Annotated in this window: 12 protein-coding genes; 9 read left to right on the top strand and 3 right to left on the bottom strand. The window is 71.2% G+C overall.

Going from position 1 to position 16,114, the window contains the following annotated elements; translation table 11 throughout:
* Positions 1-23: 23 nt before the first annotated feature.
* The 8 genes from ACO07H_RS16475 to ACO07H_RS16510 all read left to right on the top strand — a co-directional run bounded on the left by ACO07H_RS16475 (position 24) and on the right by ACO07H_RS16510 (position 11,003).
* A complete protein-coding gene (locus ACO07H_RS16475; RefSeq protein ID WP_422016063.1) occupies positions 24-1,253 on the top strand; it encodes a serine hydrolase domain-containing protein in 1,230 nt (409 codons plus the stop codon).
* Entirely contained in the window at positions 1,250-2,140 is an 891-nt protein-coding gene (locus ACO07H_RS16480) for a ribokinase (protein ID WP_422016065.1), read from the top strand. Before ACO07H_RS16475 ends, ACO07H_RS16480 begins: the two co-directional genes overlap by 4 nt.
* A 20-nt stretch (positions 2,141-2,160) precedes the next feature.
* Complete coding sequence (locus tag ACO07H_RS16485) at positions 2,161-4,284, top strand: formylglycine-generating enzyme family protein (protein WP_422016067.1); 2,124 nt, start codon at positions 2,161-2,163, stop codon at positions 4,282-4,284.
* A 96-nt stretch (positions 4,285-4,380) separates the two neighbouring features.
* Positions 4,381-6,183, top strand: coding sequence for a glycoside hydrolase family 127 protein (locus ACO07H_RS16490; RefSeq protein ID WP_422016069.1), 1,803 nt, complete (start codon positions 4,381-4,383; stop codon positions 6,181-6,183).
* Between the two features lie 100 nt (positions 6,184-6,283).
* A complete protein-coding gene (locus ACO07H_RS16495) occupies positions 6,284-7,441 on the top strand; it encodes a CaiB/BaiF CoA transferase family protein (RefSeq protein WP_422016071.1) in 1,158 nt (385 codons plus the stop codon).
* Positions 7,442-7,604: 163 nt separating this feature from the next.
* Positions 7,605-8,225 carry a guanylate kinase gene (gene gmk / locus ACO07H_RS16500; protein WP_422016073.1) on the top strand — a complete coding sequence of 207 codons (621 nt, stop codon included), beginning with the start codon at positions 7,605-7,607 and terminating at the stop codon, positions 8,223-8,225.
* Positions 8,226-8,260: 35 nt separating this feature from the next.
* Positions 8,261-8,464, top strand: coding sequence for a DNA-directed RNA polymerase subunit omega (gene rpoZ / locus ACO07H_RS16505; protein ID WP_025563690.1), 204 nt, complete (start codon positions 8,261-8,263; stop codon positions 8,462-8,464).
* Positions 8,465-8,744: 280 nt separating this feature from the next.
* Positions 8,745-11,003, top strand: coding sequence for a RelA/SpoT family protein (locus ACO07H_RS16510; protein WP_422016075.1), 2,259 nt, complete (start codon positions 8,745-8,747; stop codon positions 11,001-11,003).
* A gap of 57 nt (positions 11,004-11,060) precedes the next feature.
* Here ACO07H_RS16510 and greB read toward each other — a convergent pair whose 3' ends face one another.
* Complete coding sequence (greB, locus tag ACO07H_RS16515; protein WP_422016077.1) at positions 11,061-11,633, bottom strand: transcription elongation factor GreB; 573 nt, start codon at positions 11,631-11,633, stop codon at positions 11,061-11,063.
* A gap of 73 nt (positions 11,634-11,706) precedes the next feature.
* On the opposite strand from greB, the gene ACO07H_RS16520 reads away from it, so the two are divergent.
* Positions 11,707-12,360, top strand: a complete 654-nt coding sequence (locus tag ACO07H_RS16520; RefSeq protein WP_422016079.1) for a heme oxygenase (biliverdin-producing) — start codon at positions 11,707-11,709, stop codon at positions 12,358-12,360.
* A 30-nt stretch (positions 12,361-12,390) separates the two neighbouring features.
* Here the strand turns inward: ACO07H_RS16520 and ACO07H_RS16525 are convergent, their stop codons facing one another.
* Complete coding sequence (locus tag ACO07H_RS16525; RefSeq protein WP_422016081.1) at positions 12,391-14,538, bottom strand: GAF domain-containing protein; 2,148 nt, start codon at positions 14,536-14,538, stop codon at positions 12,391-12,393.
* A 14-nt stretch (positions 14,539-14,552) separates the two neighbouring features.
* On the bottom strand, positions 14,553-15,989 hold the full coding sequence (gene ppsR / locus ACO07H_RS16530; RefSeq protein WP_422016083.1) for a transcriptional regulator PpsR: 1,437 nt from the start codon (positions 15,987-15,989) through the stop codon (positions 14,553-14,555).
* Between the last annotated feature and the right edge of the window lie 125 nt (positions 15,990-16,114).

A 16,114-nucleotide genomic window follows, 5' to 3' on the forward strand; every position in this document is an offset into this window, starting at 1 on the left:
CGCCAGAGACGGCAGCGCCCGCCATGCACCGCCGCCTGTTGCTGGCCGGTGCCGCGGCGCTGCCCTGGCCCGCAGCACGGGCCGAGCCGGTGCTGCCGTCGTGCACGCCGGCCTCGGCCGGCTTCTCGCCCGGACGCCTGCAGCGGCTGGATGCGTTCCTCGACGCGGACACGCGCGCCGGCGACCGCAGCCCCAGCCACCTCGGCGCGGTCGTGCTGCTGGCGCGCGACGGCTGCCTGGTGCACTGGCGCGCCCATGGCCACCGCGATCTCGCCCGCCGCGAGGCCATGCCGGCCGACGCGATCTTCCGCATCTACTCGATGACCAAACCCATCGCGTCGGTCGCCGTGCTGATGCTGATGGAGGAAGGCGCGCTGACGCTGGACGACGCGGTGGAGCGCCACCTGCCCGAGTTCGCCGACCTGCGGCTGCGCGGCGGCGCCCGGCCACGCCAGGCGCTGACGCTGCGCCACCTGCTGACGCACACGTCGGGCATCGCGACGGACAACGCCGCGGTCGAGCCGCAGGCCGCCGCCAATCTCGCCGGCCTCGCCCGGCGGGTTGCCGACGTGCCGCTCGCCGTGGAACCCGGCAGCCGCTTTCGCTACGACGGCATCAACACCGACGTGCTCTGCCGCGTCGTCGAAGCCGTGTCGGGCCAGCCCTTCGGCCGCTTTCTGCAAGAACGAATCTTCGACCCGCTGGGCATGACCGACACCGCCTTCACCGTGCCCGCCGCGCAGCGCCAGCGCATCGCCGACATCACGTCCGTCGGCGACGACGGCCGGCTGGTGCTCGCGCCAGGACGCTCGGCGACAACGCCGGGCGTGCCGCTGCGCGACTACGACAGCGGCGCGGGCGGCCTGTACTCGACGGCGCCCGACTACCTGCGCTTCGCACAGATGCTGCTCGACGACGGCGCCTGGCGCGGCCGGCGGCTGCTGTCGGCCCGCACCGTCGCGCTGATGCGCATGAACCAGGTCGCGCACCTGGACGTGGGCAACGGCCTGGGTCCCGGCGAGGGCTTCGGCCTGGGCGTGTCCATGGTGCTGGACCCGGCCCGCCGCGGCCGGCTCGGCTCCGAAGGCGCCTTCGGCTGGCCCGGCGCCGCCACCACCTATTTCACCGTCGACCCGCGCGAGCGGCTCGTCGCCATTTCGATGATGCAGCACCTCCCACGCGGCCTGCCGGCCGACCCGCCGCGGCCCACCGCGGCCTTCCACAACCTCGTCTACCAGGCCATCGAGCGATGACTTCCCCTGCCATCCTGGTGGCCGGCTCGGCCAACCTGGACTTCGTCGTGCGCGCGCCGCGCATCCCCACGCCGGGCGAAACCGTGCTGGGCCACGCCTTCTCCACCTACCCCGGCGGCAAGGGCGCCAACCAGGCCGTCGCCTGCGCACGTGCCGGCGGCGTCGCGACCGACATGCTGCTCGCGCTCGGGACCGACGCCTACGCCGCCGAGCTGGAGGCCTCGCTGCATGCCGCCCGCGTGCGCCCGCTGGTCGTGCGGCCCGCAGGCCTTGCCACCGGCACGGCCTTCATCTGCGTGTCCGACGACGCCGAGAACGCCATCACCGTCGCCCCCGGCGCCAATGCGGGCCTGGCGCCCGGGCACCTGCCGGCACTCGGCGGCTACAGCCACCTGCTGCTGCAGCTGGAGACGCCGCTGGACACCGTCACCGCGTTTGCACGCACGGCGCACACGGCCGGCCTGAACGTCACGCTGAACGGTGCGCCGGCCCAGGCGCTGCCGCGCGCCCTGCTCGCCGCGCTGGACGCGCTCATCGTCAACGAGGGCGAGCTGGCCGCCATCAGTGGCATCCGCCACGACATCGACACCGCCATCGCGGCGCTGGACGTGCCCTGCGTCGCCGTCACGCTGGGTGCACGCGGCGTGCGCGCGCGCTGCGGCGCCGCCTGGTTCTCGCAACCCGGCTTTGCCGTGGAGATTGTCGACACGACGGCGGCCGGAGACACTTTCTGTGGCGCCCTGGTCGCCGAACTGGCCCGGGGCGCACGCTGGCCCGAGGCGCTGCGCTTCGCCTGCGCCGCCGCCGCCCTCACTTGCACGCGGCCCGGTGCGCAAAGCAGCATCCCGGACCGACACGACGTCCACCTCTTCCTGCAGTCCCGCTGACCTGATCCTTTTCGAGCGCCATGGCCGAGTACAAGTTTTCCCACGTCACCACGCAGCGTTACCTGCCCACGCCGGGCAAGGCGCCCGGCTGGCCCTTCGCCGAGATCGGCCACTGGAAGATGGACGTCAATGGCACGGCCGAGGATTGGCTGCGCGACCTGCGCGACTGGAAGCGCGAGCACCTGGTGCGCATCGGCTACGACGACGCCAACTACCGCCGCCCCGAGCTGCAGTGGGCGCAGCGCAATTTCGTGCACGCGCAGATGATGGTGGAGGACCGCTACTTCTTCGACGCCGCCACCGGCCAGTACACGGTGGACCGCTACCTCGACGACCTGGTGGCGCGCTTCGGCGGCCTGGACAGCGTGCTGATCTGGTACGTCTACCCCAACATCGGCATCGACGACCGCAACCAGACCGACCTGGCGCACGACCTGCCCGGCGGCCTGGCCGGCCTGAAGCGCGCGGTGGACGCCTTCCACGCCCGCGGCGTGAAGGTCTTCCTGCCCACCAAGCCCTGGGACCACGGCACGCGCGAGCACGGCGAGAGCGACTGGGAGGCCATCGCCCGCATCGTCGAGGCGGTGGGCGCCGACGGCATCAACGGCGACACCTACAACGGCGTGCCGCGCGCGTTCTTCGACGCCTGCGCGCGGCGCGGCCATTACGTCGTGCTGCAGCCCGAGTCCACCATCTCCTGCGAGGAGCAGCTGATCTGGAACGTGCAGAGCTGGGGCAAGAAGGTGCCGCAGGACGTCGTGCCCGTGGTGGCCAAGTTCAAGTGGCTGGAACCGCGCCACATGATCAACCTGGAGAACCGCTGGAGCCGCGACCGCAACAACGACCTGCAGTACTGCTTCTTCAACGGCGTGGGCTACAACGCGTGGGAGAACGTCTGGGGCATCTGGAACGGCTTCACCAACCGCGACGCCGCCACGCTCAAGCGCATCGCGACGCTCTACCGCGCGCTCGCCCCGCTGCTCGTCAGCCTGGACTGGCGACCCTACGCGCCCACACTGCAGGCCGGCGTGTTCGCCAGCAGCTTTCCGCTGGGCGGCAGGCGGCTGTGGACGGTCGTGAACCGCAACGAGTACCTTGTCGACGGCGAGCAACTGGCCGTCGAGCATGCCGAGGGCACGCGCTACTTCGACGTGTGGAACGGCGTTGAAGTGCAACCGCGCATCGCCACCGGCCAGGCCGTCTTCGAGGCGGCGCTGGAGCCGAGCGGCTTCGGCGCGCTGCTGGCCATGGCGGCCGGCGAGGCGATCGACGACCTGGCGCCGCTGCTGCGCGACATGGCCGAGCTGGCGCGAACGCCGCTGCAGGTGCTGGACAAGACCTGGCGCCCGCTGGTGCAGCAGCTGGTCGACATCCCTGCGACCGCACGCGCGAGCGAGGCGCCCGAGGGCATGGTCGAGATCCCGGGCGGCAACTTCGATTTCGTCGTCGGCGGCGTCGAGGTCGAAGGCCAGACCTGGGCCGGTCTGGACGTGCAATACCCGTGGGAAGACGTGCCGCGCCGCCAGCACCGCCGCCGCATGGCCATGCCACGCTACTTCCTGGACCGCACACCGGTCACGAACGCGCAGTTCCACGCCTTCGTGCAGGCGACCGGCTACCAGCCGGCCGATGCGCACAACTTCCTGCGCGACTGGGCGGACGGCGCACCGCGCGCCGGCTGGGCCAACAAGCCGGTGACCTGGGTGGGCATCGAGGACGCCCGCGCCTACGCCGCCTGGGCCGGCAAGCGCCTGCCGCACGAATGGGAGTGGCAGTACGCCGCCCAGGGCGGCGACGGCCGCGCCTACCCCTGGGGCGAGGCCTGGGACGCCGCGGCCGTGCCGCCGCCCAACACCGGCCGCACGCTGGCGCCACCGGCCGATGTCGATGCGCATCCGCGCGGCGCCAGCCCCTTCGGCGTGCTGGACCTGGTGGGCAACGTCTGGCAGTGGACCGACGAGTACGCCGACGAGCACACCCGCGCCGCCGTGCTGCGCGGCGGCAGCAGCTACCAGCCGCAGACCTCGCATTGGTATTTCCCGCAGGCCTACCGGCTGGACCAGCACGGCAAGTACCTGCTGATGGCGCCGTGCAAGGACCGCTCGGGCATGGTGGGCTTTCGCTGCGCCATGGACGCTGCGTGAACACGGGCGCCGCGCAGCGCCCCGCCCTTCGCCGGCAGGCGCGGCCCACGTCCGCGCCTCCGCCCGCCGGCTGACCCCCCAACGACCACAGACACCATGAACACCACCGTGCAACTCGGCGGCCTGCTGGGCGAGGCCATCGAAGCCAGCCGCCGCGGCCGGCTGCACCACTTCATCGCGGGGCCCGACAGCCCCGCCATTGCCCTCTTCCTGCGCGCCGTCGCCGACCAGAACCTGGAAGGCGACTGGTACGGCGAGCACGCCGGCAAATGGCTGGTGGCCGCCTCGCGCGCCGCGGCCCGCAGCGGCGACGCCGAGCTGGCCACCAACGTGCGCGCCGTCGCCGACTTCCTGTGCGCGCAGCAGGAAGCCGACGGCTACCTCGGCACCTATGCGCCCCCACGCCGGTTCACCGTCAAGCAGGCTCCCAAGCCGCTGACCTGGGACGGCGCGCCGACGCTGCGCACCTGGGACATCTGGACGCACAGCTACCTCATCCTGGGGCTGATCGAGGCGCACCGCCAGTTCGGCGAGCCGCGCTGGCTGCAGGCCGCCTGCCGCATCGGCGACCTGTGCGCGCAGGCGCTGACCGAGGGCGGCATCGACATCACGACGCTGGGCAACCACCACGGCATGTCGGCCACGGTGCTGCTGGACGCGGCCTGCGAGCTGCACTTCGTGACCGGCGAGCCGCGCTACCTGGCGCTGGCCGAACTCATCCTGCGGCAGGCCGACCGCCACGCGCCGCTGGCGCTGCTGAGCCGCGCGCTCGACGGCACCGACGCGGCCTACATCGCCACCGGCAAGGCCTACCAGCTGATCTGGAACCTCGTCGGCCTGGCCAAGCTGCACCGCGCCACCGGCCGGCCCGAGCTGCTGCAGGCCGTGCAGGCGCTGTGGCACAACATCCGCGAGCAGCACCTCAGCCTGGGCGGCGGGCCGTGGGGGGGCGTGGCGCATCGCTCGCGCGAGGTCTTCAACGCGCCGGGCAGTTTCGTGCCGCAGGCGTATGTCGAAACCTGCTCGACGCTGGCCTGGGTGCAGCTCAACCGCGAGCTGCTGCTGATCAGCGGCGACGCGCGCTACGCCGAGGAGATCGAACGCACGGCCTACAACGACCTGCTGGGCGCCATCGCCCCCAACGGCGAGGACTGGTGCTACTACAGCTTTCCCAACGGCCGGCGCGTGCACACCACCTACTGGCGCTGCTGCAAGAGCAGCGGTGCGATGGCGCTGGAGGAACTGCCGGCGCTGGCCGTGAGCGGCCGCGAGGGCGAACTGAGCGTGCACCTGTACGCACCGCTGACCGCACAGGTGGGCGACGTGGGGCTGCACGTGCAGACGGGCTATCCGTACGACGGCGACGTGGCGCTGAGCCTGGCGCTGCCCAGGCCCGCGCACTTCACGCTGAAGCTGCGCTGCCCGGCCTGGGCCGAGGGCGCGTTCGCCACGGTTGGCGGCAAGCGCTTCGACGGCGTGCCGGGCTGCTACCTGGCCATCGAGCGCGACTGGCAGCCGGGCGACACCGTGCAACTGCACCTGCCCCTGCGCGTGGCGCTGCACGAGCGCCGCCACCGCAACGCGCAGGAATCGCGCGCGCCGGACGGCAGCGCCGTGCACCAGACCGTGCTGGACCTGGGCTACGCCGCGCTGACACGCGGGCCGCTGGTGTTCGCCACCGGCCTCATCGACGGCTTCAAGACCGACGAGACGGTCAAGCTGCCCGAGGCGCCGCTCGACCAATGGGTCAGCGAGGTGCCCGGCCAGGCGGTGCCGACCTTGCGTGTCGCGCTGGGCTACCGCGCGCCGCTGGACTTCCAGCCCTACTTCCTGGCCGGCGGCCAAGAGGATGGCAGTTGGCGCCTCACCTGGCTGTCCACCGCGCCGACCCCTGCCTGATCAAGAACCAAGATTCCGTGATGCCTGAGCGAACGCTTCACCCCTTGGTTGCCCCGCGCTGCTGGCCGAGACTGCACGCCAACCTGCAGAAACCGACGCCGTGACCGCCGCTGCCTCCTTCCCCCCCTCCGACCGTCCAGGCCCGCCGGGGCCGCTCAGCGGCGTGCGCGTGCTGGACCTCAGCGCCTACATCGCCGGCCCCTACGGCTGCACGCTGCTGGCCGACCAGGGCGCCGACGTGCTCAAGGTCGAGCCGCCCACCGGCGACAACCTGCGCAACTACCCGTCCACGCTGGCCGAGGAAAGCCGCGCCTTCATCGGTGTGAACCGCAGCAAGCGCGGCGTGGTGCTGGACCTGAAGAAGCCTGAGGACCTGGCCGTGCTGATGCGCCTTGTGCGCGAGGCCGACGTGCTGGTGCACAACTTCCGCCCCGGCGTGCCCAGGCGGCTGGGCATTGCGCACGAGCAACTGGAACTCCTCAACCCACGCCTCATCTACTGCGCCGTGACCGGCTACGGCGACACCGGGCCGCTGAAGGACAAGGCCGGCTACGACCAGGTGCTGCAGACCATGACCGGCATGTGCGCGCTGCAGGGGCAGCGCGGCGGGCCGCCGGAGATCCTCTACGGCTCCGTCGTCGACTACTACGCGGCGGCGCTGGTGGCTTCGGGCGTGGCCTCGGCGCTGTACGAGCGCGAGCGCAGCGGACAGGGCCAGTACGTGGGCGTGTCGCTGCTGCGCAGCGCGCTGACGATGCAGTCGGCCCGCCTGGTGTGGGCCGGCGGCGAGCCGCTGGACATCGGCCGCGACATGCGCTCCGGCGGCGTCACCGGCATCCACCCGGCGCGGGACGGCTACATCTACATCTCCGCGAACACGGCGCACTTCTGGGCGGCGCTGTGCCGCATCACGGGCCTGCATGACCTGGCGGCCGACGACCGCTTCGACACCGTCAAGAAGCGTGCCGCCAATGCCGGCGAGCTGCTGGCCCGCCTGCACGCGGCGCTGGCCACGCGCACGGCGCTGGAGTGGGAGGCGCTGTTCGGCGACGAGGTGCCCTGCGCGGCTGCACGCCAGGTCGAGGACATGTTCCAGCACCCGCAAGTGCTGGCCGAAGGCATCGTCGGCGACTTCGAGCACGCCAGCGTGGGCAGCTACCGCGGTGTCACGCGGTCCATCGTCTTCGGCCGCACGCCGGGGCCGGTGTCCTTCGCTGCGCCCACGCTGGGGCAGCACGACGGCACGCTGGAGCGCTGACCGGGCCGAACACGGGCCCACGCTAACATCCGGCCCTTCATCTGGGCGCAGGCGCTGGCGGACAGAAAGGCAAACGCCTTGTCAGGCCGTCGTTCATCGCGGCACGAACAGCGGCACTCGGCGCGCAGGTCAGAACTCCGAACGAACGACTCACCCCAGCGGCATGGAATATCCCGGCAATCTCTTCGTCGTCGCAGCGCCCAGCGGCGCCGGCAAATCCAGCCTCGTCAAGGCACTGCTGGAACTCGATGCGCGGCTGGCCGTGTCCATCTCGCACACCTCGCGCGCGCCGCGCGGCCAGGAGCAGCATGGCCGCGAGTACTGGTTCGTCGACCCGGGCGAGTTCCGCGCGATGGCTGGGCGCGGTGATTTCTTCGAGTGGGCCGAAGTGCATGGCAACCTCTATGGCACGTCGCGCGCCGGCATCGAGAGCCGGCTGCAGGGCGGCCAGGACGTGGTGCTGGAGATCGATTTCCAGGGTGCGCTGCAGATCAAGCAGATCTTCCCGCACGCGGTGCTGATCTTCATCCTGCCGCCCAGTTGGGACGAATTGCGCCTGCGGCTGAACCGCCGCGGCGACACCGAACCCGAGGTCATTGCCCAGCGCATGAACAACGCGCGCATCGAGGTCGCACAGGCCTCGAAGTTCGATTTCGTCGTCGTGAATGCGGTGTTCGACACGGCCGTCTTCGACCTGAAAACCATCGTCCACGCGCAGCGGCTAAAATACCTGGCTCAGCGCCGTAACCGCTCGGCAGTCTTTCAGGCGCTCGATCTGCCCTGATCGCGCTCCTGCCTCGCATCTTTCCAAGGAACACCATGGCCCGCATCACCGTCGAAGACTGCCTGACCAAGATCCCGAACCGCTTCCAGCTCGTGCTGGCCGCGACGTATCGCGCCCGCATGCTGAGCCAGGGCCACAGCCCGCGCATCGAGAGCAAGAACAAGCCCGGCGTGACCGCGCTGCGCGAAATCGCCGCCGGCGAAGTCGGCATCGAGATGCTGCGCAAGGTGCCGGTCTAAGTACCGCCAGCTGCTTTCAACGGGCGCCCTCGGGCGCCCGTTTGCATTGGAGAGTTCGGGCCGAGCGCCGGGCCGCTTCCAAGCCGGCCCTCCATGGCGATGCTTGCGGCTCAATGCCGCACGCATCGCCGTCCCCCTGGGGGCTGAGGCTGGACTCAAGACGCCCAGTGGGCGTCTTGTGCCTGCCGAAGGGCTGCGGCACTGCCGCAGCGCGGTCTGCAAGACCGGCCAAGGTACTCCTTGGACGAGGGGCACCAGGTCATCGGATAAATTCGGGCGCATGGCCCAACGTTCCCTCACTGCCTGGTTCACACTGCCCGGTCTGCGCCAGCCGGCTCTGCCAACGGCCGCGGAGGCGGCCTCGTTCGATGCGCTCCTGCCCAAGCTCGGCTACCTGAGCAAGGCCGAGGTCAAGCGCGTGCGCGAGGCCTACCGTTTTGCCGACGAGGCCCACCTGGGCCAGAAGCGCGCCACCGGCGAGCCCTACATCACGCATCCCATCGCCGTGGCCGGCATCTGCGCCGAGTGGCGCCTGGACGCTCAGGCGCTGATGGCCGCGCTGATGCACGATGTCGTCGAGGACTGCGGCATCTCCAAGACGGAGCTGATCGAGAAGTTCGATGCAACGACGGCCGACCTGGTGGACGGGCTGACCAAGCTGGACAAGCTGCAGTTCTCCACCAAGGAGGAATCGCAGGCCGAGTCCTTCCGCAAGATGCTGCTGGCGATGGCGCGCGACCTGCGCGTCATCCTCGTCAAGCTGGCCGACCGCCTGCACAACATGCGCACCATGGGCGCGATGGCGCCGCACAAGGCGCGCCGCATCGCGCGCGAAACCTTCGACATCTACGCCCCCATCGCGCACCGCCTCGGACTGAACCAGACCTTCCGCGAACTGCAGGACCTGTCCTTCCAGTACTTCCACCCGTGGCGGTACGCGGCGCTGTCCAAGGCCGTGGGCAAGGCACGCGGCAACCGGCGCGACCTGGTGTCGCGCATCGAAGGCGAGATTCGCGCGGCCTTTGCCAAGGCCGGGCTGCGCGTGGAGGTGCAGGGCCGCGAGAAGACGGTCCACTCCATCTACAAGAAGATGCGCGAGAAGGGCGGCCTGTCCTTCGCGCAGGTCAGCGACATCTTCGGCTTTCGCATCCTGACCGAGGAGCCGCTGCAGTGCTACACGGGCCTGGGCGTGCTGCACCAGCTCTACAAGCCGCAGGCCGGGCGCTTCAAGGACTACATCGCCAATCCCAAGGACAACGGCTACCAGTCGCTGCACACGACGCTGATGGGCCCGCTGGGCACGCCGCTGGAGTTCCAGGTGCGCACCGAGGGCATGCACCAGATCGCCGAGCAGGGCGTGGCGGCGCACTGGATCTACAAGAGCCGCGGCAAGCAGGCGTCGGCGCTGATCGCCCAGCAGGCCAACGCGCGCTGGCTGCAAAGCCTCATCGACATCCAGGACGAGACGCGCGACGCCAACGAGTTCCTGGAGCACGTGAAGATCGACCTCTTCCCGGACGCGATCTACGTCTTCACGCCCAAGTCCAAGATCATGGCCCTGCCCAAGGGCGCGACGCCCGTGGACTTCGCCTACGCCATCCATTCCGACGTCGGCGACCACTGCGTGGCCGCGCAGGTCAACGGCGAGGCGGTGCCGCTGCGCGCCGAGCTCAAGAGCGGCGACATCGTCGAGGTCATCACCGCGCCGGGCGCCAGCCCCAACCCGGCCTGGCTGAGCTTCGTGCGCACCGGCCGCGCGCGCTCCAAGATCCGCCACTACCTGAAGGACCTGGAGCAGGAGGAGTCGCGCGAACTGGGCGAGAAGATGCTGGCCCAGGCCATGCGCGGCGAGGGCCTGGGCCTGCCCAGCCTGGCGCCGGACGACCCGGCCGCCGCGATCTGGCACGACCTGGCCGCCTGGGCCGGCAGCGCCACCGTGGACCAGTTGCTCATCGACATCGGCGCAGGCCGCAAGATCTCGACCATCCTCGCCAAGAAGCTGGCGCGGCTGATGGCCGAACAGGGCCAGAAGCCCGATGCGCTGGCGCTGACGCTGGGCCGCTTCGCGACGGCGCCGGTCGAGCAGGGGGGCGTCACCATCGACGGCAGCGAGGGCGCTTCGGTGCAGCTCGCCAGCTGCTGCCGCCCCATCCCCGGCGACGAGGTGCGCGGCTACCTGGGCCGCGGTGAAGGTCTCGTCGTGCACACCTGCGAGTGCGCGGTCGGCCGGCGCCTGTTCCAGCGCGACAGCGAGCACTGGATCCCCGTCGAATGGGCCGAGGAGCTGTCGCGCAGCTTCGAGGCCGGCATCGCGCTGCTGATGACCAACGGCAAGGGCGTGCTGGCGCAGGTGGCGCAGGCCGTGGCGCAGGCCGAAGCCGACATCACGCACATCGCCATGAGCGACGAGGCCCCGATGCGCGAAACCGCCGAGCTGACGCTGCTGATCGCCGTGCGCGACCGCCTGCATCTGGCCGACGTGCTGCGCGTGCTGCGCCGCACGTCGCCCGTGCAGCGCGTCTGGCGCGTCAAGCCGTAGGGGCTGTCCGTACGACCGGCGGCAACCGGGTCACGTTGCAGCCGCCTTGTGGCCGCGCTAAACGGCCCCGCCCCCGGGCGCGGGGTAGCTGACGTCCACGACCTCGATCTTGTCCACCCCGACCGGCGTGACGAGCTGCAACTCGTCGCCCACGCGCGACTTCAGCAGCGTGCGCGCGATGGGCGACACCCAGCTCACCTCGCCGGCCAGGCTGTCGGCCTCGTCGATGCCGATGATGGTCACGGTGCGCTCGTCGCCGTTGGCGTTTGCATAGGTGACCGTCGCGCCGAAGAACACCTGCTCCGAGCCGAAGTGCACGCTCGGGTCCACGACCTCGGCGATGTCCAGCCGCTTCGTCAGGAAGCGCAGCCGGCGGTCGATCTCGCGCAGGCGCTTCTTGCCGTACAGGTAATCGCCGTTTTCCGAGCGGTCGCCGTTCTTGGCGGCCCACGAGACGGTCTCGACCATCCTCGGGCGCTCGACGTCGATGAGTTCCATGAACTCCGCGCGCAGCCGCGCATAGCCGGCCGGCGTCATGTAGTTGCGCGTGCCGGCCGGCAGGGCCGGCAGCGAGGGGCCGTCATCGTCATCGTCGGCGCCGTCGGATTCCTTGGTGAAGGCCTTGCTCATGCAGGCATTGTCCAACGCGTGCTGCGTCGCTGCCTGGCCTGTGCGCCGCCCATGCGTGAGGCATCATCTGCCGATGGACACAAGCACTCAGGCTGGCCTGGCCAGCCGACTGAAAGAAGAAACGCAAGGCCTGCACCGGCTTGCCGAGCGCAGCGGCGTCATGGCGGACCTGATGAGCGGCCGCATCAGCCTGGCCACCTACTGCGCACTGCTGGGCAACCTGCGGGCGATCTACGCGGCACTGGAGACCGGCCTGGACCAGGCCCCCGTGGATTCCCGGCTCTGGCGCCCGGAACTCAGGCGGCTGCCAGCGCTGCAACGGGATCTCGACCGGTTGCAGGCCGGGTCGCGGCAGGCCGCCTCGGCCCTGCTGCCGGCAGCGGCCGCCTATGTGCGGCGCCTGGTGGCACTGACACAAACCGACCCGCAACTGCTGCTGGCGCATGCCTACCTGCGCTACCTCGGCGACCTGCACGGCGGGCAGATGCTGGCGCGCCGGGTCGGCAGGCAGTTCGGGCTGGAAGGGCCCGACGGCACGGCCTTCTACGCCTTCGGCGAGCCCGCGCAGGTCGAAGCGCTGAAGCGGGACTTCCGTGCCGGCCTGGATGCCCTGGACCTGACGCCAGCGCGGGCCGATGCCTTCGTGGCCGAGGCCTGCGAGGCCTTTCGCCTGCACCAGCAGCTCTTCGAGGAGCTGCAGGCCGGCACGCCAGGCCAGGGCCTGTGAACGCTGAGGCAGGGGCTCGGGTGGACGGGGCTAGCTGGCGAAGCTGCGGATCTGCGCGTACAGCCCGGCGGCGCGCCGGGTGGAGGTTTCCAGCTCCTGCAGCAGCGGCGCCACCGGCGGGCCGCCGCGGGCGTCGGCGATGTCCATCGCCGCCAGGCTGGCATTGGTCAGGATGGCCGAGATGACCTCGTCGGCTTCGGTGGCCGTGCTCTGCGCGGCCAGGCGCAGCGCGCTTTCAAGGTTCAGTCGCGCGGTGTCGGCGCGGCGGGCCTCGCGCAGGTCGATGAGCGTCAGCACGAAGCCGAGCAGCTTGCCGTCGCGGCCGCTGACGGGCTCCGCATGCACGGCCATCGGCACGGTGCTGCCGTCATGGATCAGCAGCTCCAGCTCACGCCGCCAGCCGTGCTGCGAGGCGCGCATCTGCGCCAGCGCCTGCTCCACGGCCGGCGCGTCGGCAAACAGCGCCGCGATGGCGCCGCCCTTGCCCAGCGCCGCGCCGTGCAGGGCCAGCAGGGCATCGTTGGCGAAGACCAACTCGCCTTGCGCATTGGCCACCATCACGGGCTCGCGCGATCCGGCCACGGCGCCGCGAATCTGCACCAGCTGGTGCTCGGCGATCAGCAGGCGCACCGCGTGCACCTGCACGATGATGTCCACCAGCGCCACGCCGATGCCGCGTGCCAGCGCCACCTCGGTGGTGGACCACGGCACCGCCGTGCCGCGCACGATCTCGGACCAGGCCGCGAATGAGCGCCGTGGCGACAGCTCCAGCGGGTTGTTGGCCACCATGGGCTTGGACGGGTCGCCCGCCCAGGTGACGCTCTGCAGCTGCTCCTTGCGGAACCACATCAACCAGTCCGGGCTGTTGGTGGACAGGCGCACCGCCAGCACGCCGCTGGCGGTGGGCGTGAGGCTGGCCAGCGCCGGGCTGGCCTGGCCGACCGAGGCGCAGGCGAAGGGCGCGTCGCCCTGCTCGGGCTGCGCCTGCACCCAGGCCAGCAGCGCGCGCAGCTCCGGCGTGGATGGTGCCTCGCCGGTGGTCAGCACTTCGCCTTCGCAGAACAGGGCGGCGCCAGTGGCGTCCAGCGGCTGCAGCAGCGTGCGCGGGTTGCGGAACAGCGCGTAGCGCCAGTCGCCTTCGGTCGACGTGGCCTCCACCAGGCGCTGCTCCAGCCGGCGCACCATCAGCGCAACCTGGGCGTGGGCGTAGTTCTCGATGGCCGAGATGCGCGTCGAGGCCACCTCGGCCAGCAGGTCGGCCGCCGCGCGCACGGTGCAGCGCAGGTAGCGCGGCGAATAGTGGTGGCAGGCAATCAGGCCCCACAGCTGCCCCTCGCGCACCAGCGACGCGGTCAGCGTGGCGGTCACGCCCATGTTGCGCAGGTACTGCAGATGGATGGGCGACATGCTGCGCAGCTGGCACAGCGACATGTCCAGCGGCGCATCCGTGCCCGGCAGCAGGTCCGGCAGCAGCGCCGACTGGGGCGCGTCCACGTCCACCAGCATGCGCACGCGGTTGAGCAGGTACAGGGCGCGCGCGCGCTGCGGGATGTCGCTGGCCGGGTAGTGGTGGCCCAGCAGCGACTCCAGCCGCGGGTGGCGCGCCTCGGCGATGACCTTGCCATGGCCGTCGGGGTCGAACTTGTAGACCACCACGCGGTCGTAGCCGGTCAGGTGGCGCAGCACCTCCACGACCGCGTCGGCCAGCACGCCGACCGAGGGTGCGGCGCCGAAGCGCTGCAGCGCGCCGGCCAGGGTGGCCGCCATCACCTCGGGCGGCAGGTCCTGCAGTACGACGCCATCAGGCGCCGTCGCGGCCGGTTCCAGCTCCAGCACCAGCGGGCCGGCGGCGAGCTGGTGCAACGCGCCGTCGAAGCGGCGCAGGGAAGGCCCGAGGCGGCATTGCAGCGCGACAGCCTCGCGCAGGTCGGCGCCGCGCTGCAGCTGCGCCACGCGCTCGGCCACGTCGCCGCCCAGCATGGCCAGCGGCCGGTGCAGCAGCGCATCGGGCTCAGCCCCCAGCAGGCGTGACACATTGCCGCTGAGCTGCAGCACCCGCAGGTCGGGCCCGTCGAGCACGAGCAGTGCACCGTGGGGCTGCACCGAGCCGGCCAGGTGGATCAGCTCGCGCTCGCAGTTGCTGAGGTCGGCCTGGCCGAAGGCGGGTGCGGCTTGCATCGCTGCGCTGGGACTCAATTGATCGACGGCGGCCTGCCGCCCGCATCGGCCGGGTAACCCAACCCGGACAGCCCATGCCGCTGGATGCGCAGCTCCAGCGCCTCGGGCGTCATGCCCAGGGCTACGGCAGCCGCGGCACGCTGGCCGGCCGTGCGCAGCAACGCGCTCTCGATCAATTGGCGCTCGGCGCGGTGGACCACCTCGACCAGCAGGTCCGACAGCGGCACGCGCCCGACCTGGTCGAGCAGCCCGGTCAGCACGTCGTCGCCGGCCAGGTGCACCGGCAGGCGCTGGCCCGGGCGCAGCATGAAGCCCAGGCAGGCCTGCTCGCCCTCCGCCATCAGCGCCGCCGACACGCGCACGCTCAGCGGCTTGCCGTCGGCGGAGCCGACATCCAGCGCCACGTTGGACACGATGCCGGCACTGCGCACCTTCGCCACCAGGCGCGACCAGCCGCCGTCGGCATCGAGCATCAGCGCGGACAAGCCCTGGCCTCGCACGCGCGTCTCGTCGCCCTGACGGATCAGGCGCAGGAAGGCCGGGTTGGCCATCAGGATGCCGCCCGACGCATCGGTGATGACGACCGCGTCGGGCGTCATCTCGACGAACTCGGCCATGCGCGTCAGCGCCAGGCTGTCCTGCCCCCCCTCCGCGGCCTCGTCGCGGCGGGCTCGCAGCAGGATCTGCTGCTGTTCGTCCACGCGGAAGGGCGTGGCCGAGATGTCCAGCACGCCGCGCGTGGCCGCCGCGCGCACCCGGATCTCGCCGGCGCGGCCGGTGTTGCGTGCGTTGGCCAGCAGCTCGGCCACCGCAGCGCGCGCCGACAGCGGCAGGCTGTCGGCCAGCGGGCGGCCCAGGATCAGCGTCAACTCATGCCCCAGCAACTGCGCGCTGGCCGCGTTCGCCTCCAGCACACGCAGGCTGTCGGCATCGAGCACCAGCACGGCATCGTTGGCGACCTGGAACAGCAGCTGGTAGCGGGCCTCGGCCTGGCGGCGGTTCCAGTAGTGGCGCTCCATGTCCTGCTGCGCCTCGACGAAGCGCTGCTGGATGGCCGCCACCGCACGCATGTCGCGGCCCACGGCGAGCACCGGGCCATCGGCGCCCAGCCGGATCGCCGACCAGGTGACGGGGAGTTCTTCTCCACCGTTGGCCGGATTGGCCGGATGGCTGACCTCGCGCCGGCGCGATACGACGCCGCTGCTGGCGACCTCGTCCAGCAGCGACTGGATCTTGGCGCGTGTGCCGGCGCTGACGGTGTCGACCCAGCGCCGGCCCACCCAGTGGCCGCAGCCCTGCGCCTGCACAGCGCTGCCTTCGGCCACGGAGGAGATCACGCCATCCTTGTCGATCACCAGCGCGATGTCGCTGGCGACGCGGGCAATCGTCGTCGCCAGCTCGGTGGCCAGCGGCGACAGGGCGCTGAGGTCTGGGTCGGAAGGCTTGGACACCGGCTGCAATCTCGATCAGGTGATGCCGCCACGCCGGGGCCGTTCGCAGGCCCGCGGGTGGCGTCGTGGATTATCACAAACACGCTGATCGTAGGCGCCCGCCGCGTCGCCCTGCCCTGCCTAAA

Origin of the sequence: Roseateles sp. (assembly GCF_965229315.1) — a bacterium.
Taxonomy (GTDB): domain Bacteria; phylum Pseudomonadota; class Gammaproteobacteria; order Burkholderiales; family Burkholderiaceae_C; genus Pelomonas.

Excerpts from the sequence above, each read along its gene's own strand:
- ACO07H_RS16520 (WP_422016079.1), top strand. The coding sequence starts at position 11,707 with ATGGACACAAGCACTCAGGCTGGCCTGGCCAGCCGACTGAAAGAAGAA.
- ACO07H_RS16490 (WP_422016069.1), top strand. The coding sequence starts at position 4,381 with ATGAACACCACCGTGCAACTCGGCGGCCTGCTGGGCGAGGCCATCGAA.
- ACO07H_RS16485 (WP_422016067.1), top strand. The coding sequence starts at position 2,161 with ATGGCCGAGTACAAGTTTTCCCACGTCACCACGCAGCGTTACCTGCCC.
- ACO07H_RS16510 (WP_422016075.1), top strand. The coding sequence starts at position 8,745 with ATGGCCCAACGTTCCCTCACTGCCTGGTTCACACTGCCCGGTCTGCGC.
- rpoZ (WP_025563690.1), top strand. The coding sequence starts at position 8,261 with ATGGCCCGCATCACCGTCGAAGACTGCCTGACCAAGATCCCGAACCGC.
- gmk (WP_422016073.1), top strand. The coding sequence starts at position 7,605 with ATGGAATATCCCGGCAATCTCTTCGTCGTCGCAGCGCCCAGCGGCGCC.
- greB (WP_422016077.1), bottom strand. The coding sequence starts at position 11,633 with ATGAGCAAGGCCTTCACCAAGGAATCCGACGGCGCCGACGATGACGAT.
- ACO07H_RS16475 (WP_422016063.1), top strand. The coding sequence starts at position 24 with ATGCACCGCCGCCTGTTGCTGGCCGGTGCCGCGGCGCTGCCCTGGCCC.
- ACO07H_RS16525 (WP_422016081.1), bottom strand. The coding sequence starts at position 14,538 with ATGCAAGCCGCACCCGCCTTCGGCCAGGCCGACCTCAGCAACTGCGAG.
- ACO07H_RS16480 (WP_422016065.1), top strand. The coding sequence starts at position 1,250 with ATGACTTCCCCTGCCATCCTGGTGGCCGGCTCGGCCAACCTGGACTTC.